This is a genomic window from Planctobacterium sp. R6 (genome assembly GCF_055755215.1).
The window spans coordinates 1-26,445 of record NZ_JBVTQY010000030.1 but is presented as its reverse complement, the minus strand read 5'-3'; the positions used below and the strand labels follow the sequence as shown (position 1 = coordinate 26,445).

Annotated in this window: 28 protein-coding genes; 23 read left to right on the top strand and 5 right to left on the bottom strand. The window is 45.3% G+C overall.

Going from position 1 to position 26,445, the window contains the following annotated elements:
- The first annotated feature begins 3 nt into the window (after positions 1 to 3).
- From AC0J20_RS16935 to AC0J20_RS16900, 8 genes are read left to right on the top strand one after another with little or no spacing between them, the layout of a single operon-like run.
- Positions 4 to 405: a DUF4150 domain-containing protein gene (locus tag AC0J20_RS16935; protein WP_229527265.1), complete on the top strand. Its 402-nt coding sequence runs from the start codon at positions 4 to 6 to the stop codon at positions 403 to 405.
- Positions 402 to 896: a hypothetical protein gene (locus tag AC0J20_RS16930; protein ID WP_473022628.1), complete on the top strand. Its 495-nt coding sequence runs from the start codon at positions 402 to 404 to the stop codon at positions 894 to 896. Before AC0J20_RS16935 ends, AC0J20_RS16930 begins: the two co-directional genes overlap by 4 nt.
- 2 nt (positions 897 to 898) lie before the next feature.
- Complete coding sequence (gene tssK, locus AC0J20_RS16925) at positions 899 to 2,287, top strand: type VI secretion system baseplate subunit TssK (RefSeq protein ID WP_473022627.1); 1,389 nt, start codon at positions 899 to 901, stop codon at positions 2,285 to 2,287.
- 11 nt (positions 2,288 to 2,298) lie between these two features.
- Complete coding sequence (locus tag AC0J20_RS16920) at positions 2,299 to 3,087, top strand: DotU family type IV/VI secretion system protein (protein WP_473022626.1); 789 nt, start codon at positions 2,299 to 2,301, stop codon at positions 3,085 to 3,087.
- A gap of 1 nt (position 3,088) precedes the next feature.
- Entirely contained in the window at positions 3,089 to 7,063 is a 3,975-nt protein-coding gene (locus AC0J20_RS16915; RefSeq protein ID WP_473022625.1) for a type VI secretion system protein, read from the top strand.
- Positions 7,063 to 8,178: a type VI secretion system protein TssA gene (gene tssA / locus AC0J20_RS16910; RefSeq protein WP_229527260.1), complete on the top strand. Its 1,116-nt coding sequence runs from the start codon at positions 7,063 to 7,065 to the stop codon at positions 8,176 to 8,178. The genes AC0J20_RS16915 and tssA overlap by 1 nt, the downstream gene beginning before the upstream one ends.
- A 15-nt stretch (positions 8,179 to 8,193) precedes the next feature.
- Positions 8,194 to 9,054, top strand: coding sequence for an esterase/lipase family protein (locus tag AC0J20_RS16905; RefSeq protein ID WP_229527259.1), 861 nt, complete (start codon positions 8,194 to 8,196; stop codon positions 9,052 to 9,054).
- Positions 9,051 to 9,554, top strand: a complete 504-nt coding sequence (locus AC0J20_RS16900) for a GNAT family N-acetyltransferase (protein WP_229527258.1) — start codon at positions 9,051 to 9,053, stop codon at positions 9,552 to 9,554. The genes AC0J20_RS16905 and AC0J20_RS16900 overlap by 4 nt, the downstream gene beginning before the upstream one ends.
- 29 nt (positions 9,555 to 9,583) lie before the next feature.
- Here the strand turns inward: AC0J20_RS16900 and AC0J20_RS16895 are convergent, their stop codons facing one another.
- Positions 9,584 to 10,018: a hypothetical protein gene (locus tag AC0J20_RS16895; protein WP_229527257.1), complete on the bottom strand. Its 435-nt coding sequence runs from the start codon at positions 10,016 to 10,018 to the stop codon at positions 9,584 to 9,586.
- A gap of 287 nt (positions 10,019 to 10,305) precedes the next feature.
- Between AC0J20_RS16895 and AC0J20_RS16890 the strand changes: the two genes are divergently transcribed.
- A complete protein-coding gene (locus AC0J20_RS16890) occupies positions 10,306 to 10,581 on the top strand; it encodes a 7(1) septoil knot domain-containing protein (protein WP_229527256.1) in 276 nt (91 codons plus the stop codon).
- A 14-nt stretch (positions 10,582 to 10,595) separates the two neighbouring features.
- Here AC0J20_RS16890 and AC0J20_RS16885 read toward each other — a convergent pair whose 3' ends face one another.
- Positions 10,596 to 11,177, bottom strand: a complete 582-nt coding sequence (locus AC0J20_RS16885; protein ID WP_229527255.1) for a hypothetical protein — start codon at positions 11,175 to 11,177, stop codon at positions 10,596 to 10,598.
- A gap of 251 nt (positions 11,178 to 11,428) precedes the next feature.
- On the opposite strand from AC0J20_RS16885, the gene bfr (AC0J20_RS16880) reads away from it, so the two are divergent.
- The 13 genes from bfr (AC0J20_RS16880) (at position 11,429) to ttcA (ending at position 22,885) form a co-directional block, all read left to right on the top strand.
- Positions 11,429 to 11,902, top strand: a complete 474-nt coding sequence (gene bfr, locus AC0J20_RS16880) for a bacterioferritin (protein ID WP_229527254.1) — start codon at positions 11,429 to 11,431, stop codon at positions 11,900 to 11,902.
- Complete coding sequence (bfr, locus tag AC0J20_RS16875) at positions 11,902 to 12,369, top strand: bacterioferritin (RefSeq protein ID WP_229527253.1); 468 nt, start codon at positions 11,902 to 11,904, stop codon at positions 12,367 to 12,369. Before bfr (AC0J20_RS16880) ends, bfr (AC0J20_RS16875) begins: the two co-directional genes overlap by 1 nt.
- Positions 12,370 to 13,012: 643 nt before the next feature.
- Positions 13,013 to 14,455 carry a cytochrome-c oxidase, cbb3-type subunit I gene (ccoN, locus tag AC0J20_RS16870; protein WP_229527252.1) on the top strand — a complete coding sequence of 481 codons (1,443 nt, stop codon included), beginning with the start codon at positions 13,013 to 13,015 and terminating at the stop codon, positions 14,453 to 14,455.
- A 9-nt stretch (positions 14,456 to 14,464) separates the two neighbouring features.
- Positions 14,465 to 15,070: a cytochrome-c oxidase, cbb3-type subunit II gene (ccoO, locus tag AC0J20_RS16865; protein ID WP_229527251.1), complete on the top strand. Its 606-nt coding sequence runs from the start codon at positions 14,465 to 14,467 to the stop codon at positions 15,068 to 15,070.
- Between the two features lie 8 nt (positions 15,071 to 15,078).
- Positions 15,079 to 15,264 carry a cbb3-type cytochrome oxidase subunit 3 gene (locus AC0J20_RS16860; protein WP_229527250.1) on the top strand — a complete coding sequence of 62 codons (186 nt, stop codon included), beginning with the start codon at positions 15,079 to 15,081 and terminating at the stop codon, positions 15,262 to 15,264.
- A complete protein-coding gene (ccoP, locus tag AC0J20_RS16855) occupies positions 15,257 to 16,210 on the top strand; it encodes a cytochrome-c oxidase, cbb3-type subunit III (protein ID WP_229527249.1) in 954 nt (317 codons plus the stop codon). The genes AC0J20_RS16860 and ccoP overlap by 8 nt, the downstream gene beginning before the upstream one ends.
- A gap of 84 nt (positions 16,211 to 16,294) precedes the next feature.
- Positions 16,295 to 16,774, top strand: coding sequence for a FixH family protein (locus tag AC0J20_RS16850; RefSeq protein WP_473022623.1), 480 nt, complete (start codon positions 16,295 to 16,297; stop codon positions 16,772 to 16,774).
- The gene (locus AC0J20_RS16845; RefSeq protein ID WP_473022622.1) at positions 16,774 to 19,176 is read left to right on the top strand and encodes a heavy metal translocating P-type ATPase; all 2,403 of its coding nucleotides are present in this window, start codon (positions 16,774 to 16,776) and stop codon (positions 19,174 to 19,176) included. Before AC0J20_RS16850 ends, AC0J20_RS16845 begins: the two co-directional genes overlap by 1 nt.
- Before the next feature lies 1 nt (position 19,177).
- Positions 19,178 to 19,363 carry a cbb3-type cytochrome oxidase assembly protein CcoS gene (ccoS, locus tag AC0J20_RS16840; protein ID WP_473022621.1) on the top strand — a complete coding sequence of 62 codons (186 nt, stop codon included), beginning with the start codon at positions 19,178 to 19,180 and terminating at the stop codon, positions 19,361 to 19,363.
- A 7-nt stretch (positions 19,364 to 19,370) separates the two neighbouring features.
- Complete coding sequence (locus AC0J20_RS16835) at positions 19,371 to 20,033, top strand: sulfite exporter TauE/SafE family protein (RefSeq protein WP_473022620.1); 663 nt, start codon at positions 19,371 to 19,373, stop codon at positions 20,031 to 20,033.
- A 35-nt stretch (positions 20,034 to 20,068) separates the two neighbouring features.
- Positions 20,069 to 20,797 carry a fumarate/nitrate reduction transcriptional regulator Fnr gene (gene fnr, locus AC0J20_RS16830; RefSeq protein ID WP_229527244.1) on the top strand — a complete coding sequence of 243 codons (729 nt, stop codon included), beginning with the start codon at positions 20,069 to 20,071 and terminating at the stop codon, positions 20,795 to 20,797.
- Between the two features lie 110 nt (positions 20,798 to 20,907).
- Complete coding sequence (uspE, locus tag AC0J20_RS16825; protein ID WP_473022619.1) at positions 20,908 to 21,840, top strand: universal stress protein UspE; 933 nt, start codon at positions 20,908 to 20,910, stop codon at positions 21,838 to 21,840.
- Between the two features lie 112 nt (positions 21,841 to 21,952).
- Positions 21,953 to 22,885, top strand: coding sequence for a tRNA 2-thiocytidine(32) synthetase TtcA (gene ttcA / locus AC0J20_RS16820; protein WP_473022618.1), 933 nt, complete (start codon positions 21,953 to 21,955; stop codon positions 22,883 to 22,885).
- A gap of 165 nt (positions 22,886 to 23,050) precedes the next feature.
- Here the strand turns inward: ttcA and AC0J20_RS16815 are convergent, their stop codons facing one another.
- From AC0J20_RS16815 to AC0J20_RS16805, 3 genes are read right to left on the bottom strand one after another with little or no spacing between them, the layout of a single operon-like run.
- Positions 23,051 to 23,692, bottom strand: coding sequence for a DUF2987 domain-containing protein (locus tag AC0J20_RS16815; RefSeq protein WP_473022617.1), 642 nt, complete (start codon positions 23,690 to 23,692; stop codon positions 23,051 to 23,053).
- Positions 23,679 to 24,506, bottom strand: a complete 828-nt coding sequence (locus tag AC0J20_RS16810) for a glucosaminidase domain-containing protein (RefSeq protein WP_229527230.1) — start codon at positions 24,504 to 24,506, stop codon at positions 23,679 to 23,681. The genes AC0J20_RS16815 and AC0J20_RS16810 overlap by 14 nt, the downstream gene beginning before the upstream one ends.
- Complete coding sequence (locus tag AC0J20_RS16805) at positions 24,499 to 25,308, bottom strand: DUF2189 domain-containing protein (protein ID WP_473022616.1); 810 nt, start codon at positions 25,306 to 25,308, stop codon at positions 24,499 to 24,501. The genes AC0J20_RS16810 and AC0J20_RS16805 overlap by 8 nt, the downstream gene beginning before the upstream one ends.
- A gap of 332 nt (positions 25,309 to 25,640) precedes the next feature.
- Between AC0J20_RS16805 and AC0J20_RS16800 the strand changes: the two genes are divergently transcribed.
- On the top strand, positions 25,641 to 26,252 hold the full coding sequence (locus AC0J20_RS16800) for a hypothetical protein (RefSeq protein ID WP_473022615.1): 612 nt from the start codon (positions 25,641 to 25,643) through the stop codon (positions 26,250 to 26,252).
- Positions 26,253 to 26,445: the final 193 nt, after the last annotated feature.

Here is a 26,445-nt window from a genome sequence, read left to right as displayed (position 1 = left end):
ATAATGTTTTGTAAAACTCAAATGTTTGCTCTGAGCCTTGGATTTCCCGACGTGTGCAAAATAGTCACACCGGTTGGGCCTGTGCCTATTCCTTTGCCAAATTTTGCTTTTTCGACGTTGGCGATCCCGACCATTTATAATCATTTTATTACCGCAATGCCGGTACATAATTTGGCCACCACAACTGCAATCAGTAGTGGTAATGAAGTGTCAGCGCCGATGGGCGGTGTAGTTTCCAACCAGTTTATTGGTTCGAAGCGCAATTTACTGGGTAGTTTCAAGACGTTTTTTCAATGTATGCCCTGTACCAGAATGCTGGACTTAAGCGGTCAAAACGGGTTACTGTCCAACATTCCGGGGTTAAATTTATCACCAAGCCAGGTGAAGGTCATGGTGCTAACTTGAAACAACTAATCTTTGCTACTGTACTTATTCAGTTTGTCACCGCCTGCTCTACAGTTCAGGTGGTTAATGAGTATATGCCCTGGTACAGTGGCAATCAGGTAGAAAGTGTTGGACTCAAAGTGAATACAGGCTCTGCAATGAAGTATGCGGTGTCTGTAGATATCATTTTTGCTTATGATGAAAACCTGGTCACCCTGCTCACCAGCACGTCTTCTGACCAATGGTTTAAAGAGAAACAAGGCTATATAGCCAGTTACGGCGTTAATATGGATGTTATCCAAAGGCAAATAGTGCCAGGTTACAGCGAGTTGCTGAACCAGTTTTCCGAGCGAAGCGATTTAGCAAAAGGCGTTTTCGCATTCGCTTTTTACCCAAATAATCCCAATGCCAAAGCAGTCCTCACAGAAGTGGCGACCCCGTGGTTAGTTTTTGACGAAGCGCAAATGACCATGGTTTCATCAGCACCTGGCGGCTCTACAGGGGATAAATAATAATGAAAAACATATCTGTAATGCCGGATCCTGTGCAGTGGTTTGAGGGAATGTTACTTTCCCCACAACACTTTCAGCAGAACAATATCTATCTGGAACAGGCCATGTTCCATCAGTTGCAACGCACTAACCCTTTTTATTGGGGGGTATGTGAATTAGAAATTGACCAGGACGCGGTGACGTTCGATCAGTTGATCGTCAATAAAGTTCACGCCGTTATGCCTGATGGTACTGTGGTGAAACACGCTCTTTCGCAACAGCAAGCCATGGAATCCGAAGGGTTAAAACAACTGTCTATTCAGTTATCAGAGATCCCGGAAATTGAACCGCAAAAACCGTTTTTTGTGCACCTTGCAATCCCGGCATTGAGCGACGGTTGCGCCAGTGATGTGGATAGCGAGTTAAAACGCTACGACAGCGTTAATGAAGGCAAAGTGATTGACCAGAACGATATCCAGAACAAAATCGATCTGGTGCGTTTGAGAACCCGCTTAATACTTTTAGTGGATTCACAGTTATCCCCTAATTTTAGGTCATTTCCGATTCTTAAGATGGAAAAAACCTACGACGGTAGTTTTCAGATTTTAAACTACACTCCGCCGGTTCTTTATGTTCCCAAAGTCGATGCGCCCTACCAGGTGAAGATTGGCAAAGATATTGAAGCACTGTTAGGTGACCTCAGAACAAAGGCTACCGGGCTACGCAACTTCTTTACTGACACACAAGGTCAGAACAGTATTGTCAGTGCGGTACAAAAACAGCGTATTCATTACCTGACCTCTTGTCTGCCGGGTGTTGAAGTTTTGCTAAATAGTCAAATGACACATCCGCAACAGCTTTATTTAGCCCTGGTTAATTTAGCGGGCAACATGGCCATCATTCACCCTGATTTGCTGCCCCCGTCATTCTCTGAATATCGTCACAATGACATTGACGGTACTTTTAAAGCCTTGTTTAGCTTTATCAAAGACATTACCGAAAGTATCAGGCTGGACTTCACCTGTATTCCATTTGAAATCAATGAAGACCACGAATACTCCGTGTCTATTGATCAATTACCTGAGGACGGTATTTTTTACCTGTCACTGAAACAGGCCACAGGCTCAAGCCCTGACAAGTTAAAACAGTGGTTAGACAACGCCATGATTGCTACCGACAACAACTGGGAATTACTGTTGTTATCGCGCACCCTGGGCGCAGACCGCACACCAGTGAAAGAGTTTAAAAACCTTAAACTGTTAGCCGGAGATGAAGAACTCTTTATTGAAATTAAAGTGGATCGCGAATTTATCGCGCCTAAACATAGATTGATGATCAGCGGCTCGGACCAATCCCTTGCGGATCACCAGCCTACGGTAATTAACTGGTTCATCCCGCGAAAATCGGGTTAATGGAAAACTAGATGAGCATGTCACCGGCATCAATTAAACAAAACCAACTGATACTCAGGGCCTTTGAGGAAAGCCTTGCGTACTGGAATCAGTTGCGTGTTGATGTTGAAGCACACTTTAAAGAAGCTACCAGCCTGTCAGATCGCGAAGGCAAAGAAATCAAAGACGTTCCGCGCTATGTTCACCGGGAAATCACCGAGTACCTGTCGGAGCAAGAGCAACGGATAAAAACTATCGCCTCATCAGGGCAATATATCATTTATGTTCAGGCGCAATATGCGCTGGTAGCCTTGATTGATGACCAATTGCTGAGAATGGTTGCCTGGCCACACCAAACTGACTGGTTGGGCCTGTTATTAGAGAAAACCTTGTATTCAAGTCGCAATGCGGGCCACAAACTGGTGCAACGTGTCGAGGAGCTGATTGAATCGGATGCCACCGGCAAAACCCTGTCACCGCAGTTAAAACAATTAGCCTACATCTATCTCTCTGTATTTTGGCAGGGATTTCGCGGCAAACTGATCAATAACACGGCCCGGCTGGAACACCTGATGAATGCCCTGGTAGAAATATCCGACTTTAACAGCGTCGATCTTTCCCATAAACACCTGTTTCACCAGCCCTATTTACACAACAGAAACAACGACAAAGCCGCGCGACTGGCACCCTTGTCGAAATGGCATCGGGTTACGTTGTTCGCCTTTATAATTTATCTGGCATTGGGCGCCGGTATCTGGGGAGTGCTGACAATGGATTTAAGTCAGGAACTTAGCTCAGTAATTACGATGAGTAATCAATAACATGAACTTAAATGAATTAAAGCGCATGTTCAATAAACTGGATGGGTTCTTTGGTGACTACAACCTCATCTGGTTACTGATATTACTTATTGTTGTTGTGTTCCTAATCATACTTGCCAGTGGTAAACAGATTAAGATTGTCATTCCCTTTTTGCCTCGTGGGTTCAATCGTATCAGCTTTTCAAGAGACGATTTATTTCGCCTAAAGAAAAAAGCGGACGATGCCGTTGAAGAGCGCAAAGAAGGCCAGGTCGCAAAGCCCAAGGTAAACGTTGTTGGGGGCCTGGTAAATGCTGTACAACTACTCAGTGGCGGTCACGAAAAACGCTATAAACTCCCTACCTACCTGATGATTAGCGGTGGTGATACCACGCCGGATCGCGCCATGTTGAGCGAACTGGAGTCCGTTTTAGGTAAGAAAGAGCAGCGCTTATTGCAGAAAAAAGACGATAGCGACAGTTGGTACTTGTTCCAGCAAGGGTGTGTGGTACACCATGAAAATACCGCACAAATTGTCTCGGAATTAAAGCAGTTCCGCCCGGAACGCCCATTGGATGGTGTGATCATTACACTGCCCATCAGCAAGTTTGTTGAATTAGATAAGCTGGAGTTGGAGAACTGGGCAACAGAGATTTATCAATCTGTCTGGCAGACCCAGCAAAAAGTCGGTTTTATTCTGCCCGTTTACCTGGTCGTCACCGGGGCTGAAAAACTGCAGGGGTTTGATGCGTTTTGGTCTCAGGATCGGGTTAAGCGCTATATCAATCAACAGTTTGGTTGGGCTAACCCGTACAATGATTCACAACCTTACCAAAGTAGTTGGATCACCGAAGCCATATCCGCAGTATCGCATCAGATACGCAGCGCACAGATGTCGATTATCAGTCACGATAAGGCTTTAGATAAAAACAAACCCACTGAAGCTTTGTTGTTAGCCAACAGTCTGGATTCAACTGAAGCGCCATTAACGATTGTCTGTAATGAACTTTTTGGCAGTACTGCATTACAAATGCCGCTGATGTTTCGCGGTGTCTATTTTACCGGGCAAAATACCCAGCGAAATGCCGATACCGGTGATACTGAAAAACAGTTTATTTGCCTGCAGGAGCTTTTTGAACAAAAGATCTTTGCAGAAAACCGACTGGCCTTCCCTCCTCAAAACAAGCTGCTGTCCAGTAATAGTCGATTGCGCGCCTATCAATATACATCCATTATCACGTTTGGCGCGCTGACCACCTTATTAGTCATGGACACCATGGCGTTAAACGCACAAACCACCGGATTAGTGCGGGCAATCGAAAATGAGCCCAAAATTGAAGAAGTAACTGGCCTTACCCACGTCAACCGGGTTCTGGACCATATAGGTTCCATGGACGCCAGTGAAATTAATTACCTGAGTATGCCTTTGTCCTGGCACAACTCCTTTAACGACCGCATTATGGATTACTTTTCGTCGCATGTTTTTGGCGAAGTGGTATTTCCTGCTTTTCAGTGCAAAATGCAATCTAAAATTCAGGACAAACTCAACAATATCCAAAACCTTGGCTCGTCTGTGGACTTTTCCAACTGGCTGAATGAATTGTCTGTCGGCTATGCGCGATATGACGAACTCAGTGATTTAATTACCAATGATCATCAATCGTCACTGGACACCGAACGAAAAATTACTGACATTGTTGGCTACCTGTATGACACTAAACTTCCCGATAGTTTTTACGAGCACTCATCCCTCTACATACGGGCTATATCAAACAAAAACAATGACATAGGATTTAATACCTTTTGCGATATTAAACCCTTAGAAACCCCCGAGCAATGGAGCAAAATCATGGCGCTGGCGAACCAGGAAATCGCCATAATTGCCCGTGAAGTCGTGGCGCCAAAAGACTTTTTTGAGTTAAGCGCCCAGTTGCAAAGTTTGCCGACAGTCATTAGCTGGTATAACAAGATCCCTGAATTTGCCCAGAGTTTAAAGCAGTACAATCAGTGGTTGTCGCATCTTAAAAACTATTGGCTTACCTCTCATGCCTCCCCTAATGAATGCATGTTAGTCCATGATTCCTTGCTGTCACTCAGTGATAACTTCGGACAGGACCGAAGCGCAGCGAAACAATTTTTAGAAAGCTGTCAGAGTGCAGTTTCGCAAGTCATGGACAACGACAATCAAAGTTTGTATATGAAAATTTATGCCAATACAGACTATCCAATGACCCTAAACCAAAATGCCGAAGCACTGTTTGCTTCCGTAGAAAAAACCAACGCGTTGAGCTATATGGATGTCGTCGCTGGCAGCGATTATGTAGATCGCGGCGAGGACTTTTTCTGGTCCACCGAACAGCTCAATCGCGCACTTGAGTTGTACGACGAATACGTTCAGTTTGCCAATACCGAATACCAAAGTGTTTGGCTTCCCAATAAAAAAGTACGAGACAATCAGGCCTATTTTGCGCAAGGTATTGCACTGAAACAGCTGCAGTTTGCCATGAACCGGCATGTATTGCAGGCCCAGATAGAAGAAGTCGCCGAGTTCCGTCCTGAGTCTTTGCGACCGGTGAGCCAGCAGGAGGCCTATTTGTCTGCCGCTGTTGGCAACTTCAGGAAATCCATGGATTCGATTTTGGCGTTGTTACTGGCCTACCAAAAACTGGAATTTGAAGAAAGTCACGCCTGGTTGTTAAAACTCAGTCAGGATCACGCTTTTAAGCTGTTAGAGCGGGTTGATAAGCTTTATCGCGACAATCGAATATTTACTCCCTTGCAGAAACCCAAATGGAGCGCCCACCAATACAACGCCGTTTTGTTTGGCATTAATGGCGATGGTCAATTGCAAGATTATCTTTCGGCTCAGGCCGAGCGAGCCAACAATATAGCCTTTGAATATGCAGAGCCGCTGGTGGTATTTCTGCTAAACACCAAAGGTAAATATGTTAATTACGAATTGTTTGGCAAATGGCAGAACACCCTGATTGAACTAAATAAACAACAAAATAAAGATCCTTCAAATAGCCTGGAACAATTAAACCAGTTCATGAGCAATCAATTAGCAGTTGTGGATCAGTCCAATTGCTTTGCGACAACGGCTGAAATGGTCGTACCGGAAGGTAGCGATGCCTTCTCATTAGGCCACAAAAACATCATCAACCGGGCCATTCAACATTGCAACAGCTTTAAGGCTGACCAAATTAAAAAAGAATATGCCCAGATATCAGCGTTGTTTACAGAGCTGTTAGCGGATAAAGCCCCCTTTACCCGCAAAGCCAAAGCGCGCAATGTATCGCCAAAAGTGATGCGGGAATTTCTGGAGCAATATTCGCCGTTGGCCAATGGACTGGTACAGCGTATGGCAGTATTGGCCTGGAAAGACAAAGCCTATAAAGCCGCACAAGACTTTATCAAAGAACTTGATGCCACCGCGCTGCTGTTCGAGAATATCCTTTTGGCTTCCGGCAAAGATTCATCTGGTATCGAGATTGAAGTTGAATTTAACGTGATGGATGAATATGCCCAGTTCACCGAACACCTGTCTTCCTGGACATTTGCTTCCGGGGCATATCAAAGCAGTTTCCCTGGCACCAGCACTATGGTTTTCTGGACTCCCAACGATCCGGTCATGATGTCATTAAAGTGGGCGACTCAGTCCCCTTATCGCGGCTTTGCCATAGATGGACGCAACAGTGGTCAGGGCGAACTCAATTACCGGATTGACGATATCTGGGGCTTATTGAGCTTTATTAATACCTATAAAGCCAATGAAATCGACAGCGAATCATTAGTGGCAGAATCCAGACTGTTAAAATTTGAAGCCAGTGTGTCAGCCAAATCGGGCCAACACCCGGCACCTCAGCCTAATGTCATGCGCGCTTTTGCCAGGTTCACCGTTTATGGTGTAGATCCAGAATCCAAACAAAAAATAGCGCTTAGCATTCCTGAGCATTTCCCAGAATTTGCACCGCAAGTGTTAAAAGGAAGCAACTGATGAGTACCGATCACAATAGTATTTTACAAGAAAGATTCGGACAAATGTGTGGTGTACCTGTAGATGCCCTGTTGCAACCTATTGCAGGTGACAACCCTTCAGGTGAATATCTAAAACATCACAGTATTTACGCGTCGCTGAAATCCGCACGTACCGCAGACGATGCCTCGGTGCCGATGGGGCAATGGGAACATGATTTAAAAGCCGCCGATTGGGATGAGGTGAGCCGCCTGGCATTAGAAACACTGGAAACCCGAAGTAAAGATTTGCAAATTGCCATTTGGTTGTTAGAGGCGCAAATCAATAAATGGGGTTTTTCCGCCATCGGTCCGATTATCTACTTTATTCAGCAGTTATGCGAAACCTTCTGGGACTCCTTGTACCCGGAAATCGAAGACGACGATCTGGAGTACCGAACAAACCTCATTATTTGGATCAATCAAAAGTTATTGCCAACTGTTAAACAGTTGTCCATTACGGCGACGCGTGGTGATGCCTATTACAGTTGGTCTGACTGGGAATTATCGGCTCAACATGAACAACTGCCTGCAGAAACGCGCAAAAAGTTACAAAACGATTTACTGCAAACTCAGACCATTGTTAGTTCTATCATCGCCACCCCCATTGAGTTTTACAAAGAAGTATTTACCAATTTAAAACTGGGTATTCTGGCACTGGAGCAGTTTTCTGCCTCGTTGGATGATTTGTGTGGTCGACATGCTCCTTCGTTGTCCGGCTTAACCTCTTTGCTGGAAGATATTCACGACACACTTTATAGCCATGTAAAACACCGCGGGCTGGAAGCCGCTCAGGCCTCTGATGAAGATGAATCCGAAGATAACAATATGTCTCCGGATATGATGAGCGCTGGGTCTGGTCGAGGACCGATCCGCAATCGTCAGGAAGCTTATGCCAAACTGGCAGAAGCTGCAGAATATTTGTCTCATGACGATCCCCACAGCCCTGTTCCATACCTGGTTTACAAAGCCATTGAATGGGGACAAATGAACACCGCAGAGCTGTACCAGGAATTATTTATTCAGTATCAGGGACAACTCAACATCTTTGAAGTCATGGGATTAGAACTGGATCCTAAGCAGGCACAAAGACGCTAACCGGAATAATCAACTATGCCATCAGCAAAAGACATTGTCGCAGCCAGAAAGGCCAATCTCACCACCAATCAACAACTGGCCCGTGAGAATGTCAACAACCTGATTAATCTTCGCGGTCAGTCGCAAGGGCAACGGGGCGTTGATATTAATATTCATGGCACCTTTGCCCGTGGTGAAGCCTGGACTAAAACCGGCTCAGCTTTTGACAAAGAAAACACCCGGGCCCGCAATACCGCCAGTACCAATTTTCAGTGGAGCGGTGGTCAAACAGAGGCATCGCGAGTTGAAGCTGGTAAACAGTTAAATGCTTTTCTGAAAGATGTTAACCGCCCTACCATAAACCGCTCAACCAGCAATGACGTCAACGCCATTGCCCATAGTCATGGTGGTAACGTTCTGGGTAAAGCACTGGGCGCTAAAAGTACCCCCAGTATTCGCAATGCTGTGATGTTAGGAACCCCGCAAATGTCCAGCGGGGGGAAAAACACCTCCTGGTCTGCCAACGCTGCGGACAAAGTCAGAGGCCAAATCCATAATATTTATGACAACAAAGACGCCGTTCAGGTAACGACAGCGAGAGCCAATGAACACATAACGGGCAATATGGTGTCTGTCGATAATAAATTTAGTGTGAAGAACAGCATCACTCCGCAAAACAATATCCGGGTTGAAACCGGCGCCTGGTTACCCAGCGTACAGGCGCACTCAGATATGCACGACGCCAAGATTGGCAAACTGACCAATCACCTTTTAGGTCAGGATGCAAAATCCAGTGAACGGATCAAAACCAGTACTGCGCGAGCCAACAACAGCACGGCTAAGTTTCATGGCAATTTAAATAACAGAGCCTCAAACGTCGTATTTCACAAAAAATGAGCGAGCCGGAGAATTCGGAACAGTATTTTGGTGAATATCAGGAAGTATTCGAAGCCCCTTCGGGGCAACTGCTCATCGATATAGGATTTAAAGCCCTCAGGCCACGCAACCACCCTCTGGAAGCCCTCATCGCACAGCACGAATCCAATCTACTGGGATATTATGCGATTGAATATGAAGGCTATATCAATGTATTTGCTGAGCACAATGAGTTGGTGGGCGGGCTAATCTTACAAAGGCGCTGGAATGCCGTCTCTATTTATTCTTTTTTTATCATCGAATCTCTGCGCGGCATTGGACTTGGCAAACGCATTCTTACTCTGGCTGAGCACCTGGCTCAACAAATGGGCGGCAAAGCACTGGTGTTGGAAACAAGTACCTTACACACTTATGAGTTTTATCTGAAAAACGGATTTACTCTGTTAGCGGAACTATCGGGTTATATTGATGGAGAAAACTGGTTTCATATGTATAAGGAAATTCAGCCAGTTGAAGAGTAAAGTTGTTGAATCACCTTACAGCGTTTCTTTTATACTTCGCCAACGACTCTTCTCAGCCCTGACGGTCCATTGGGGTTAGCCGCAACAGCAACGGTAGAAGCGCGTTTTTCGCTTTGCCCTATTGCCTCACCCAGGTGCACAGATTGAAGCTCAGAAGGCTTAATTTGCGCGCTTCTGCCACGATTCTGAATGGGTCTCATGCCGCCGCGCAACATACTTTGCATCTGAGGCGTCAATTGATGAGCCAGCGCCGTTTGCTGCCGGGTAGGCAGTGGCTCTTTAATACTATTACCAGCCGCATTCCGTCCTTCCATGTCAGATCCTCCCCAAGACTGACTGGCACGCAATCTGGGATCATCGTTTGCTGCGTATTCGCGACCGAACTGCAGTGCAGGTTGAAATGGTGCGTTAACACCTATCAATCTTACCGGGTTTCTTCCGAGTCTTTGTTCACCGAATCTCATATATTTTTCTGACAGCTAACTGTTTCTGGCAACGTTTTTTAATGTGCATTTGATTGAAAAAGGGAACAACACAATCCTTTATGCAAATAATCCATCCGTATTCGTTTGAATGTCATGCAATTCGCCTGTTCCATCGCGTTTCCTTGCACTTCAGGTTTCACCATAGGCATAAACAGCCGGTTTTGCAAACACTTATTCCGTTTTTAGCGCAATAAATTTCCAGATATCAAAGATAGATTTTTGTTCTCAAATCCATAGAATGTTCACCACAAAATAGTGAGCAGTGCATGGCGAAAGTATTACAAACATTTAATATAAGCGAAGCAAATATCATCGCGACTATCACTCAGGAAAAAGGCAAGGCCGATTTGTGTGTGTTTATTGTCAGTTCACCTGGTATGGCCTGGTCTGACGAACGCTGGTATCTCACCGACAACGAAGCGGACGCGTCTAGTACCATTTATTTTGGGCAAAGTGGCCGCTCTGCCCTGAAAGTGTGCTTTGTGAAAAATCCGGCAGATGCGGGCTGGCAAACTAATCACAAACTGAAGGGTAAAATTTAAAACAACCGGGTAACTCAGGCATCCGGGTTTAAGATTTTTGATAACGCCTCAGCGGTTTCTTCGGCTTGTTTTTGTTTTGCCTCGGCTTCGGGATCAGGTAACACAGGCATTTTGACAACCTGAAGATTGACATCATACACGGCCTCCCATTGTTTTTCCTGAATCTGGGCGGTGTGTTCATCTTTGTAATTACCCAGCAAAAGTAATAACGCTTTATTACCCAACGGAGTTTTGTATGGGATATAGGTTGGTGCAACATCGGTAATACCGATTAACGCCAGGTGGCGGTTACCATCATCTTCATTGGGATATTCGCCTAACAACACTGTGTACGTAACATCCACATCCATCGGGCTCACCAACAAGTCGCGTTGAGTAGCATATTGCGTCTTATCTTCTTCAGCCGCAGTTGCCTCTGTTGAGACAGGTTCATCCACGACCCCTACCCATTCACCTACGATTGAACCGCCAATTAAACCATCAGCTTTAAAAGGGGCTTTTACTTCCTCTTGCCACGACGGGTCCATTGGCCAAAACACCGATAAGGTATAACCGAAGCCAATTAACAAAGCGGCAATTATAATGTTTTTAATCATGATTGAGACGTGGCTAATTTATTTACTCGAATCGCAGTGTACTCCTGAGGTGTGAACAGGCGCAAACAAAATCCCGTATCCAGCGAAAATTGCCCAATTTATGCAAATATTACGACCATAATTCAAATAGGAAAAAAGACCTAAACAAGAACCATTAACATTACTATCTCTTTGTTTTATAAGGTTTTTTACTTGTTTTTGAGTCAATATCTACTATACTAGATAACAACTTAAGCTTAGGTGATTCCACGATGCAAGGTGATAAACACATTTTAGCACTGTTAAATGAAGTGCTTACCGCAGAATTGACGTCTATCAATCAGTATTTTCTGCACGCCAGAATGTACAAAAACTGGGGATTCGAGCAACTAAACGGTGTTTGCTACAAGAAGTCTATCAAAGACATGAAACAGGCAGACAAACTCATGGAGCGGATCCTGTTTCTGGAAGGGCTGCCGAACCTGCAAAATTTAGGCAAATTGTTCATAGGTGAGCATTGCGAAGAAATGCTGTCCTGTGACCTTAGCTTTCAGTCACAACAAATTCCGCTATTGAAAAAAGCCATAGCCGAGTGTGAAACCGCCAAAGATTTTGTATCTCGTGATTTGCTTTCTGAAATCCTTGAATATGAAGAAGAACACATTGATTGGATCGAAGCTCAGCAATATCAAATTAGTCAAATGGGTCTGGAAAACTATCTTCAGGCGCAAATAGGAGAAGCGTAATGCAAGGCAAACAAAATGTAATCGACGCCCTGAACAGGCTGTTAGCCAATGAACTTACCGCTATGGATCAATACTTTATACATTCCCGCATGTATCAGGATTGGGGGTTCAACAAATTGTATGAGCGAATTGATCACGAGTTTGACGATGAAAAGCAACATGCGTCTCTGTTGATCGAACGTATTCTGTTCCTCGAAGGTGTACCGGATATGTCCAAGCGCGATCCTATTTTGGTAGGCACCGACGTTCCTTCGATGTTAAAAAACGACTTGAAAATCGAATATCAGGTTGACGCATTGCTGAAAGAAACTATGGCCTTATGCGAACAGGAACAAGACTTTGTGACACGCAATATGTTGCAGACACTGATTGATGATACTGAAATGGATCACGCCCGTTGGCTTGAACAGCAGATTGGCCTGATCGACAAAGTTGGGTTGCAGAATTATTTACAGAGTCAGCTTTAATACGAATTTGCGAGAGAAAAACTGCAGGTCGAATTGCAGTTTTTCTCTGGTTCCTGCCGACAAAGCTTCTAAAAAACTATTTCATTAAATCTAAATCAGTCAACCTGACCAATAACAGCCATCAGAAAACCGATCCGCAAACTGGCAGAGTGCAGTTACAACCCCCCGGCCAGTTTCCAATAAAGCTTTTATTCACTCCTTCACAGATGATTCCTATCATCTATTGCCGTAACTGTGCCCGGAACAAAATGCAGTGCCAACTGCGGCAGTAAAATTTGATATACATCAATATTTGAAATAGCCATCGTAGTAATATCAATTGCTGTCAATATTAACCCCGCCGGGATCAAAATGAGGCTAAATTCAGCCAAATGTAAATAGAAAGTTAACAAAGGTAATCAATAGGTTAGGTAAGATTAGTGATTCATTGATCAAGATCAAGTTAGTGGCCATGAAACTATCTTTTTGGGCCCAAAACCCTTATCATTTGGCCGCCTGAAAATCCTCTACCATTTAAACTCGGCAAATATGTGCATAATTTGTACAATTGACATTAGTTATCTATGGTTATCGAGGACACTGGTTTTAACCGGTGTTGCAGGCGTAGAAATTAACACTCAACACATGTGGAAGATGGTAAATAATGAGTGAAATGACCCGAGATCATTCTGAATATAACTACGACGTAGTCCGCAAATTCGCTGTTATGGCGATTATTTGGGGTATCGTTGGTATGGGCGTTGGCGTTTTAATTGCCGCGCAGCTCATCTGGCCAGCATTGAATTTTGACACGCCCTGGCTGACCTTTTCGCGATTAAGACCTCTGCATACTAATGCAGTAATTTTCGCTTTCGGTGGTTGTGCTCTGTTCGCAACGTCTTATTACGTGGTACAGCGCACCTCTCAAGTTAGACTATTTAGCGATAAGTTAGCTAACTTTACGTTTTGGGGTTGGCAAGCCATTATTTTGTCAGCCGTGATCACCTTGCCGATGGGTTTAACGTCTTCCAAAGAGTACGCCGAGCTGGAGTGGCCCATCGACATACTCATTACGCTGGTATGGGTTGCCTATCTTATTAACTTTTTTGGCACCGTTATTATTCGTAAAGTGTCTCATATTTATGTTGCCAACTGGTTCTTCGGTGCATTTATTATTACGGTTGCGGTACTGCACATCGGCAACAGCCTGGCGGTTCCGGTTTCATTAACCAAGTCTTATTCCATCTATGGCGGTGCCGTAGATGCTATGATGCAATGGTGGTACGGCCACAATGCGGTCGGATTCTTCCTGACGGCCGGATTCCTGGGCATGATGTACTACTTTGTTCCAAAGCAAGCCGGACGCCCGGTTTATTCTTACCGTTTATCCGTCATTCACTTTTGGGCACTGGTCTCACTTTATATCTGGGCTGGTCCTCACCACCTGCACTACACGGCACTGCCTGACTGGACTCAGTCAGTGGGCATGGTTATGTCGGTTGTACTGTTCGTTCCATCCTGGGGTGGCATGATCAACGGTATTATGACCCTGTCAGGCGCGTGGCATAAACTTCGCTCTGATCCGGTATTGCGCTTCCTGATTGTTTCCTTGTCTTTCTACGGTATGTCTACCTTCGAAGGACCTATGATGGCCATTAAAACGGTTAACGCTCTTTCTCACTACACAGACTGGACAATCGGTCACGTGCACTCGGGTGCGCTTGGCTGGGTTGCCATGGTATCTATCGGTTCTTTGTACCACTTGATCCCTATCCTGTTTAATAAACCTGGTATGTACAGCATCCGTTTGGTTAACGTACATTTCTGGTTAGCAACGGTAGGCGTGGTACTTTACATCGTTGCCATGTGGATTTCTGGTGTAATGCAAGGCCTGATGTGGCGCGCAGTTAACGCTGACGGTACTCTGACCTATAGTTTTGTAGAAAGTCTTGAAGCCTCAATGCCCTTCTACTTCATTCGCTTCCTGGGTGGCTGTTTCGTAGTGACAGGTATGCTGTTAATGGCATACAACTGCTATAAAACCATCACCAGTGAAGACAAAGCAGAAGCGCAAGATGCTGCTGCCAGTGAAGCTCAGCCAGCGTAAGGAGTGCCGATGAAAAACGTACATGAACTCGTAGAAAAAAATGCAGGGCTGTTAGCCGTATTTATTTTGGTCGCCATTTCCTTTGGTGCCCTGGTTGAAATCACTCCCTTGATGTTTCAGCAACAAACTATGAAACCCGTAGATGGTTTAAAGCCTTACACGGCATTGCAACTGGAAGGCAGAGACATCTATATTCGCGAAGGCTGTGTGGGCTGTCATAGTCAGATGATTCGTCCGTTTCGCTCTGAAACAGAACGTTACGGCCACTACTCAGTTGCTGGTGAATCTGTCTGGGAACACCCTTTCCTGTGGGGTTCCAAACGTACTGGGCCTGATCTCGCTCGCGTTGGCGGACGATACAGTGATGACTGGCACTATGCTCACCTGATGGACCCTCGTGCCGTCGTACCTGAATCCAATATGCCTGCTTTTCCGTGGTTAGATGAAAACCTGCTTGATGGTAAACACACCGCCAGAAAGATGGAAATCTTCAAAGGCTTTGGTGTTCCTTATACCGACGAAGATATCGCCGGTGCGCAGGAGGCGGTCGAAGGCAAGACTGAAATGCAAGCATTGATTGCTTATCTTCAGTCACTGGGTACAGCACTTAAGTAGGTGACATTATGGATTACGGTACGATAGGCAGTATATTCACTGTTGCGGTATTTGTATTTTTTATAGGTATTGTGCTTTGGGCTTACAGTAAAAAGTCTAAAGCAGGGTTTGATGAAGCGGCCAATTTAGTTTTCGACGACGAGCCAAAACAAAAATCATCAAGCACAAATCGGGAGTCTTCTGACAATGAGTAGCTTTTGGAGTATTTTTGTAAGTGTAATTTCACTTGGCACAATACTGGGTTGTTTTCTGTTATTACGCTGGTGTTTAAAAAACAAAACCGGCGTTGAAGAAGGCGATGATATGCATCATGAATTTGATGGCATCCTTGAAATCAACAATGGGTTACCTGTTTGGTGGACCTACATGTTCTACGCAGTTATCGTCTGGGCTTTAGTGTATTTTGCACTCTATCCGGGTCTGGGTAACTTTCAGGGTTTACTTGGCTGGAAGAGCTCTCACCAGGATATTCGCTCTTTAGAAGAATCCAGAGCCGCCGTGATTGCCGCAAAAGAAGCGGGTGAAATTGTACAGTACGACCGTGAACTGGAATTCGCTGCTCAGAAATTTGATCCTGTCTTTAAAGCGATTGCTGACCGTCCTATAGAAGAACTGGTTAACGATCCGGAAGCGTTAAAAGTGGGACAACGTCTGTTTTTACAGAATTGCGCCATGTGTCACGGTTCCGATGCCAGAGGATCAACCGGCTTCCCTAACCTGACAGACAACGATTGGTTGTATGGTGGTACTCCGGAAAAAATTAAAGAAACCTTGCGCCACGGACGTCAAGGTGCCATGCCTGGTTGGATTGATTCCATGGGCGAGAAAGGCATAGAAGAAGTAGTTGCTTATGCGCTAAGCCTGAGTGGCAGAAGTGTCGATCAGGACCTGGCAGACAAAGGTAAAGCTCGCTTTGCGGTGTGTGCCGCCTGTCACGGCATGGACGGCACCGGTAATCAGGCATTAGGTGCCCCTAACCTGACGGACAACATATGGTTGTATGGCGGTAGTCATAGGGCAGTAACTGAAACCTTAACCTATGGCAGAAATGGCGTTATGCCGGCGTTCAACGAACGCTTAGGTGAAGATAAGATTCACGTTGTTGCAGCTTATGTTTACAGCCTGTCTTATCAACCTTAAAGGCACGGTATAATAAACAAGGCCCCGGCTTTTAGCCCGGGGCTTTTTTATGACCGCAATTGACGATTTACAAGGCAAACAAAAATGGCTGAAAAGTGGTACAAACAATTCTGGCCCTGGTTTTTAATCACCATTCCGGCAATATCAATGGTACTTGGTTTTACCATCGTCTATCTGGCTGTCACCAGTGAAAACTCCATGGTCTCGGATGATTACTACAAAGAAGGGAAAGCGATAAACCAATCCATCAGTAAAAAGCGTATGGCTAAACAGCTCAACCTCGTTGCAGCGCTAACACTACAAGAAAACCGGATCTATGTGACTTTCCAACAGGCATTGCCACCGGACGCTACAGCATTAAAACTGGACTTTTTTCATGCCACGTTGCAAGACAAGGACTTTTTTGTCATGTTAACCCGCAACGCTGAAGGCGTTTATTCAGGGGAACTGCGCAATGAAACAAAAGGCAAATGGCGTCTTACCCTGACCCCTTTTGATGAGTCGTGGAAAATCAGAAAAACCGTGTCTTTACCGATTGCCTCTGACATTATTCTGGAGCCTTAATGTACAACGTGGCAACAGGCCATTGTTTTCATTGTAACGAAACAATCCCGGACAACAGTCAGTTTTGCACTGAAGTTTTGCATGAGCAGCGACAATTTTGTTGTCCTGGTTGTCTCGAAGTTGCACGCTCCGTTGTCGCTACCGGGTTGGAAGACTATTATAAATTTCGCACGGAACCTGCGGCCAGGGCCGATGCTCTCCCGGATAGTTTGCGCAAAGATATTCAAATTTACGACCTGCCAGAACTCACTGACGAATACATCAGCCAAAACAATCAATTTGCAGAAGTTCAACTTACCGTCGAAGGGTTAAATTGCCCGGCATGCGCCTGGCTTATTGAAAAGCGCCTAAATAGCAACCCGGCAGTGCGAATGGTAGGGGTTGATGTCAGTGCCAGGCGCGCCTCAGTGCGCTGGGACAAAGACAGTCTGACATTGTCCCAGCTACTCAACCTGTTTTTTGAAGTCGGCTATCGGGCCAGGCCCTTTCAACCCGACCAGCATGAAACGATTTTCCAGACTGAAAACAAAAACTTCCTTAAAAAACTTGGACTAGCCGGCCTGCTTACCATGCAGGTAATGATGTTGGCATTTGGACTGTATTTTGGGGTATTTGGGAACCTGGATGCAGAGACGCGTCAGTTTTTGCATTGGGTAAGTCTGATCTTAAGTACCCCTGTGGTTTTTTACTCCGGCTCAGTTTTTATCATCAGCGCGTTAAATGGACTGAGCGCAAAAACCTTAAATATGGACATGCCGGTGAGTATCGCCATTGTAGTAACCTGGGCCAGCAGCGCCTGGGCAACCTTCAATAACCAGGGAGAAGTGTTTTTCGAATCAATTTGCATGTTTATCTTTTTATTGCTTATTGGTCGCTACTTCGAACACAAAGGCCGCCAAAAAGCGGTAATTACCGGCAATAACCTCAGTCGTCAGTTACCTCAATTTGCCAGACTCGTCGCTGATGATGGCCAGATTCAGGACGTGCCGGCAAAAACCATCAGGCCCGGACAGCAAATTCAGATCAAAGTTGGCGATACTGTGCCCGTCGATGGCATCATTACTCAGGGCACCACAGAACTGGACGAAGCGATTCTCACAGGGGAAGCTGCACCGGTGTGTAAAACCATTAATGCCCCCGTTTTTGGCGGCACGATAAATTTATCGGCGCCTATTATCGCCACGGTTAGTACAGCATTAAAAGATTCAGCCATTAACCAGATCAGTCGCGCACAGGAACTGGCTTTTTCACAAAAACCTAAATTTGCTATCGCGGCAGACAAACTCGCCGGAAGTTTTGTTTCCCTGGTACTCCTGATTGCCACCCTTACCTTCCTGTACTGGCATCAAAAAGTACCGGCCGACGCACTGTGGATTACGGTTTCGGTATTAGTTGCTACCTGCCCCTGTGCGCTTGGACTGGCTACCCCAACCGCCTTCACCGCAGCCATGAGCAAACTCAATGAAAGCGGCCTGGTGATCAAGCGTACCGACCTGTTAGAGACCTTAAACAAGGTAACCGTATTTGCCTTTGATAAAACCGGTACGTTAACCCGTGGCCAGCCCAAAGTTCAGCGCTGGGAAAATCACAGTAACCTCTCTGATGAACAGGTACTCTCTGTCGCCGCGTCAATAGAAGCCTATTCAGAACACCCCATCGCTAAAGCCTTTGACAGCGCCACTAACCTTCCCTGTCAAGAGGTCGTGGTTTTCCCGGGAGAAGGGATTGCAGGGGAGCTACACGAAAAGCGATACCGCATCGGTAATTGTCACTTTGCGGGAGCAAATTTTAAGGTACAGCAGGCCGACGTTTATCTGTGCGAAGTAACACTAACCGGAGAACAAATCCCGATAGCTGAGTTTTACCTGGAAGACGTGTTAAGAGAACAAGTCGAGCCCTTTTTCAGACAATTAAATCGCGGCAGATCTGTTTTACTAAGCGGAGACAACCAGCAAAAAGTCGCTATTCTGGCGAATAAATTGTCTATCCCGGAATATCAGTATGGCGTTAAGCCCGTGCAGAAACTGGCGTACCTGCAAACCCTGCAAGCCAAAGGCGAAGTCATTTTAATGGTGGGTGACGGGGTCAATGACGCACCGGTTCTGGCCGGTGCAGATATCTCAGTAGCGGTGAATGGCGCCAGTGATTTCGCCCAAAATGCCGCTGACATTATCATGCTGAAAGACAATTTTTTAGCGATTAACACCTTGCTGGAAGTATCGTTAAAAACACAACGCATTATTAAGCAAAACTTTGCCTGGGCTTTGGGTTACAATTTGCTGGTACTGCCTTTTGCAGTCAGTGGATTACTTCCCCCCTGGGGTGCGGTCATCGGCATGTCGCTAAGTTCGCTAATTGTGACCTTTAACTCGCTTCGTATTAATACACAAAAAGACAAGTAACATGAGCATTATTTACGTATTGATTCCTTTAGCTATCATTCTGGTACTTGTCGCAATCGCAATCTTTTTTTGGGCGGTACGCAGCGAACAGTTCAAAGACCTTGAGCGTCATGGACACAGTATCTTGTTTGATGATGACGTAAAAGACGCTTCCAAAGCTAAACCTAAGCCACCCAAAGAAAAATAGTCTGCTCGTGAACGATCTATTTGCCGCGTTTTTAATCGGGATTGCCGGGAGCGTGCATTGCGGAGCAATGTGTGGTGGGGTTATTGCTGGCTTGAGTTACGCCATTCCGCCTGAAAAACCGCTGTTACCCTATGCGTTAAGCTACAATCTGGGCAGGATATTCAGTTACAGCCTGGCGGGGTTTATTGCCGGGGCACTGGGCCAGATATTCAGTCACCAGATAGCCAGTGGTGTGGTGGTATTGAAGTTAATCAGTGGTGTATTTTTATTGTTGCTGGGGGCTTATATCGGCAACTGGTGGCGCCTGCTGACCCGGTTGGAATCATTCGGAGCCCTGTTCTGGCGCAGGATATCGCCATTCGCCAGGCGATTTGTGCCGTTTAAACACCCGATATCCGCCCTGCCCTATGGGTTAATCTGGGGTTGGTTACCGTGTGGCCTGGTTTATTCAACGTTGGCCTGGAGTATCGCCAGCGGTAGTGCCACTGCCAGTGCGCTACAGATGGCAGCCTTCGGCTTAGGCACGCTACCGGCAACCTTATTACTGGCCTTTTCCAGTAATGAACTGCTTAACTTCACCAAATCCCCCAGAGTACGGCAAATCATCGCTATCGCATTACTTTGCTATGGGGCGTTTACCATTGCACAAGCCCTGTCCCATCATTTATAGTAACGATTCAGCGCGAAAAGGGATTGTATTATTCAATGGTAAGTCAAGCTCGTTATCCTCTTCACTGTCAAAACTGTAGCTTCAGTCAGTTGTGCCTGCCCTTTAATTTAAGCAACAACGAAATGGATAAACTGGACGACATCATCCAGCGCAAGAAACCCATCCAAAAAGGTGAAAGACTTTTTGAAACTGGTGACAAACTGAAGGCGCTTTACGCGGTTCGTTCCGGCTCCTTTAAATCATATGCCATCAGCCAAAACGGCGAAGAGCAGATTACGGCATTTCATTTACCCGGCGAAGTTATTGGCTTCGACAGTATGTCTGAAGAGGCCCACCAAACCGTTACTCAGGCGTTGGAAACCTCGATGGTTTGTGAGATCCCATTTGCCACACTGGATAAACTGTCTGATGAGTTACCCGCGTTAAGAAAGCAACTTATGCGGCTCATGAGCGCTGAAATTAAGCAAGATCAACAGATGTTTATGCTGCTCAATCAGCGCACGGCTGAAGAGCGCTTAGCTTACTTTTTACATTCGCTGTCGCTGCGCTTTAATCAACGGGGGTTTTCCGCCAATCAGTTTCGGCTCACCATGACCCGCAGTGAAATTGGCAATTTGTTAGGGTTAACGGTTGAAACCATCTCGCGACTATTGTCAAAATTCAACAAGGAAGGAGTTTTAACGGTGGATGGCAAACTAATCAACATCAATAACCCGGCAATTCTGGAAGAAAAGAGCAAAACCTTTGCCCCCGAATGCCGCTAACCGGCAAATTCTTTTTGCAGGTTCTTTGATCTATAACAATAGATAAACTGGCAAAACTTTGATGCTGTTCTTACACTTATAATGTTCTTTTCACCAATTGGGACAATGCTATGAGTGGCTTTAATAAAATTTTAGCAGTGGTTGATCCAACCGAAGAGCAGCAAAAATCACTGGCCCGGGCACTGGAACTGGCCAATAAATGTAATGGTAAGGTGACTGCCTTTCTGTCTATTTACGACTTTTCCTATGATATGACCACCATGTTATCTGTCGAAGAGCGCGAGATCATGCGCCAGGCAGTGGTAGATGACCGTACTGAATGGTTGGTGCAATTAATTGAACAACAACCCAATGCCCATGATATCCACGTGGATGTCAAAGTCGTTTGGCACAATCGTCCCTACGAAAGCATTATCGTAGAAGCCATTGCAGAAAATTACGACCTGATTGTCAAAGGCACACAACAACACGATACCCTAAAATCCGTTATATTTACCCCCACTGACTGGCACCTGCTTCGTAAATCACCCAAATCGGTATTACTGGTTAAGGATCACGCCTGGCCTGAAAATGGGGCCATTATTGGCGCGGTAAATGTCGGTAGCGAGGACGAAGCACACATTTCCCTGAACAATCGGATATCAGCCACCTGTCTTGAGATGGGAGGATTGCTCAAAGGACACGTGCATCTGGTCAACTCCTATCCAGGCACTCCGGTAAACATCGCCATCGAAATTCCTGAATTCGATCCGCAAACCTACAATCAATCGGTTAAAAATCACCATGAAGACAACATGCGGCAACACGCTGAAAAGTCCGGAATTGGGGCTGAATTTTGTCATGTTAAGGAAGGATTACCGGAAGATGTGATCCCGGCCATTGCCAAACAACTGGACGCGGAGCTGGTTGTCATTGGCACTGTAGGGCGACAAGGAATATCTGCTGCACTCATTGGCAATACCGCAGAACATGTTATAGATATGCTGGATTGTGATGTACTGGCTCTAAAGCCAGAGGGATTTGAATCACCGGTTAAAGTCTGATAGCAATAATATGCGACAAACAGAAAATTAATGTATACTCTGCCGCCATTTAATATCCGGGCAAACCGATATTGGATGCTTTATTGAGTCAAACGGGTTCAGAGTAATACAGATGTCAGCAGAAGCAGCAACCGCGGTTAATCACTTAACCAAAAGTAAACAACAATACAGCTTTAACAAATTACAAAAGCGCTTGCGTCGATGTGTTGGTAAAGCCATCGCCGACTTCAATATGATTGAAGACGGTGACAAGGTGATGGTGTGTCTGTCAGGGGGTAAAGACAGCTATACCTTACTGGATATCCTGCTTTTTCTGAAAAATATTGCGCCAATCCACTTTGACATTGTGGCAGTTAACCTGGACCAAAAGCAACCGGGCTTTCCCGAACATGTGTTACCTGCGTATCTGGACCAGTTGGGTGTGGATTATAAAATAGTCAATGAAGACACCTACTCCATCGTGAAGGAAAAAATTCCGGAAGGCAAAACCACCTGCTCGCTGTGCAGCCGCTTACGCCGCGGTATTTTGTATCGCACGGCACAAGAGTTAGGCGCAACCAAAATAGCCTTAGGTCATCACAGAGACGACATGCTGGAAACCTTGTTGCTAAACATGTTCCATGGCGGTCGAATGAAGTCCATGCCGCCCAAACTGGTCAGTGATGACGGCAAAAATATTGTAATCAGACCACTGGCCTATGCCTGCGAAAAAGACATTGCCAGATACGCTGAAAAAATGGAATTCCCAATCATTCCCTGCAACCTCTGTGGTTCTCAGGAAAACCTACAGCGCAAGATGATCAAAGGTATGTTACAAGACTGGTCCAGACAATATCCAGGCCGCATCGAAAATATGTTTCGGGCATTACAAAATGTCACGCCATCACATCTTGCCGATCCAAACCTGTACGACTTTCAGAGTATCACCACCTCAGACCAGGCCCCGGAAGAAGGCGATATTGCCTTCGACACTCCTGAGTTTAAAGACAGCTTCAGCGAAACTGAGGACAGCGACAACGCGGTTAATATTCAGCTGGTTGAGTGACAACTCAAAAAAATACAGACTAAAGAACAATAAAATATTTTCGCGTGAAATAGCGCTTCAGGTAGTCATTACAGAAATGAGCAAGTCTGGTAAAGCAGTAAATCTCGGCTCAGCTTTCAGGCCTGTGATTGGCCTGAAGAGTGCCCTATAACAGATAAACCGAATTTAATCAGTCAATGCAGTAATACGTTGTACACCCTCTAAACGAAATTCGTTAGGTAGCTTAGGCAGATTCGCGGCCTCCACATGCCAGTGGCCACTATTAATGGTACTCAGTGCTTTAAAGGCTTCGGGGACAAGGCTATCGTCAGTAACGGTAATTTGTAGCCCCGTCGCTGAGGGCATCATAAAAGACAAAAAACTCCCCATTTTGTCGAAAAAGCGTTGAAACGCGGCCATCAACATGCCCAGTTCCGCAGCATCCACCCCGTCCTGAAATAGTGCTGGTTTGGCTTCCAGTAATACCGATAAATCACAGCGGTTTTCGGGTTCCGATAATTTGATAAACAACCTGGCTTTAGCCAACTTTAACGCTTTTTCAGTGGGCAGCACAAAACGATTATTGGCCATCACATCCACCGGAATGTCCATTTTGTCAGTATTGATCATAACGCTCTGAACCTGGCACAGATCCTTACTTTGCACATTCACAAAACCAAAGGCAAAATGCAGCGGTTGTAACTCTTCATCATCCAGTTTTCTTAAATGGCTGTAAAAATCACTGTAATCCAGATGCAACTCTCCGGCCTGTGCGGCTAACAATGGAAAAGCCACACATACTGCTGTAAGCCATTTAACTATTTTCAATTTTTCTTTCCTGTGAATGAATATGTTTGCGATTAACTCTGATCATTGCCTGTAGTTCCTCGACGTAAGCCTGGCCTCGCTCGGAATAATGCAAAAGTCCTTCGGCCAACATCTCAGCGGTAATAGGTTGCTGTGTTTGCCGTAATATCGCCCGAATGTAGCGCAAATCACGGTACGCAAAATGACGGTTCAGGGTGTTTAAATATTTAGCGACCCCTTGCGCCAGGTTAGTATATTTGGCCACTTCGTGATTCATGTCATCATCTCTGCGACGCGGCACAAAACCGCAGCCTTTGCGGTAGCACCACATACCAAAAAAGTTGAAGCCCTGGCGGGCAAAACGCGATGTTCCCCAGGCAGATTCATTCGCCGCCTGGACCAGAACCAGTTCTTTGGGAATGACATCCACTTTAATCAATAATTTTTCAAAAAAAGTGTCATCTAACTTTTTGAATTGCACACCGTAGGTTTTTGCCAGCGCAGTTAACCTGTCAAGCTGTGCTTCACTGAGCGCCTGAGTCACGCGCCCCTGGCTTTGCCATTGGCTATACAAGGCCAGGATTAATGTGCGTTGTGACAGGATGATTTCATTTTGTCGGTCAACTTCCGGACTCAGGTATTCAAAAAATGCCCTTTTCTTTTCGGTAACATTTTTAAATTTGCTAAAATCTGGCACGGTAACGGCGACAACCGGCAAAGGGTTGGTTTCTACTACCGGCACTTTGGGTGGGATAAAAAAAGGATACAAAAAGGACACCACGCCGATTAAGGTCACACCACCTGTCCACAAACGGGTTCGAAGCGATTTATGCATCGAAATGCTCGTCCCGGCCGGTGCGGCTGTCCGATCTGACTTCACGCTGGGCTGCTATATTAGCCGGACTAGAAGTTACCTCGAATTCTTTCACTGTTTCTCCCGCTTGCTGGTTTTCCACACCAAAGATATCTCTGTACAGTATCCCTTTCACATTATAGTAAAAAGGTGAAACCCATATTATCGCCACCCCAAAAGTCAGGATCACTAATGCAAACAATAGCGCAAAAATGCCATACAATTTAACAAAGGTCAGCCATTGGTGATTAACGACCTTGATGGAAGTAAAAATGGCCCTTGCAGGTAGCAGCTTTTTTTCCAGTACAAGCGGAATTGCAAATCCGGTTGCCACCATCAAATACAATCCTGGCACTATTAGCAGCAATAAACCAATTTGAACCAATGCTGCCGTCATAACAGCAGTGACCGTAATAGTCAGGCTGCGGTTAACAAACTCAAACAGATTTGATAGTTTGTTCTTTCCGCCAACACTGGCGTTAATACCCATCATCATTAACCCTGCTGCTAACGGTGTTATCAGTATCACCATAAGCAAATCCAATCCCAATCTGAAGCCAGGGTCGTTCGGATCGATGCCCTTTAAATCGGAAATATACCGCCCGGCACTCATAACCATTAAGGCCACCACAATCATGATAATTACTCCCTGCACCATGGAGGCTTTATCAATTTGCGTCAACTCCCAACCACTGCGCAAAACTTGTTTTAGATCAAAGTGATAATCCCCATTAAGAGCTGACTGCAACTTTCCCTGTGGCTTTTTAAACTGATTTTCAGACAACGATTTAAACCTTGAGTAATTAAAACGCGACTAGTATACCAGCATGTATTTGGAATGCATTGAAGGTTTGAAGTAACAAGGTTTAACGCAAGTTTTTGCATTGGTAATTTTTACAGAGAATTAGTCAAATTCGCCATTTTATAGGCCATGAAAACTAGCTACCAACTAAAGATAAATATAAACCATTGTTTTTACGGGATTTTTAACGTGGCACTGTAATTGCCATTATTAAAAAAATGATTATCGCAAATAACGCTGTTACTCATAGAGCAATAACAAATCTGCTATGCCATTGGAAATGTACTAGCAGAACCGCCACATCGGAGAAATAAATGAAAACTAAAATCGCCCTGATTATCGCCGCAACATTGGTCACACAAACAAGCTTTGCAAAAGACAAAGTGAATTTGCAACAAAGCATAAAACTCACGGCGGAGAGCACAGTCCATTTTGAAGTCCCGGTAGGTAGCCTGGACATCGAAACCTACAATGGTGACACCCTGGAATTAGACATAGAAGTAAAAGAAGCCGATAGCGACTGGTTTAGCTCTGCAGATTTGGAAGATGTGGAACTAACCATTGATCAACGGGACAACGCCGTTTTGTTAGAGATTGACATGGAAGATGTTGTACAAAAATGGTCAGTACGCATCCCAAAAAATATACACCTTGATATCGACCTCGGCGTTGGTGAAGTTGAAATTGACGATTTTGAAAGAACTGCAACCATCGATGTTGGAGTTGGTGAAGTTGATATTGATTTAGAAAATGACAACTACCGCCTGATTGATTTGGAAACCGGGGTGGGTGACGTTGATTTGCGGGGGTTTAACAATATTGACCGGGAACGGAATCTGGTAAACGAATCGATTCGCTGGCGCGGGAAAGGCGAATATGATCTTGAAATTGAAGTGGGTGTGGGTGAAATCAACGTTCAGGAATAATAGTAATTTCTCTCCCGTTATACGCTGATTTAGCGTAGTTCGCCCCCTCTTAGGCTGTCTCTTATACACAAATCCCTGCTAAGTAATTAGTGGGGATTTTTTTGAACTAAATTCCAGGCCTTCGATCAGAACTTCAAACACGATTTGGAGTAGATGGTAATGAACGAACATTTCTTTTGGGCGCAGCAGCAAT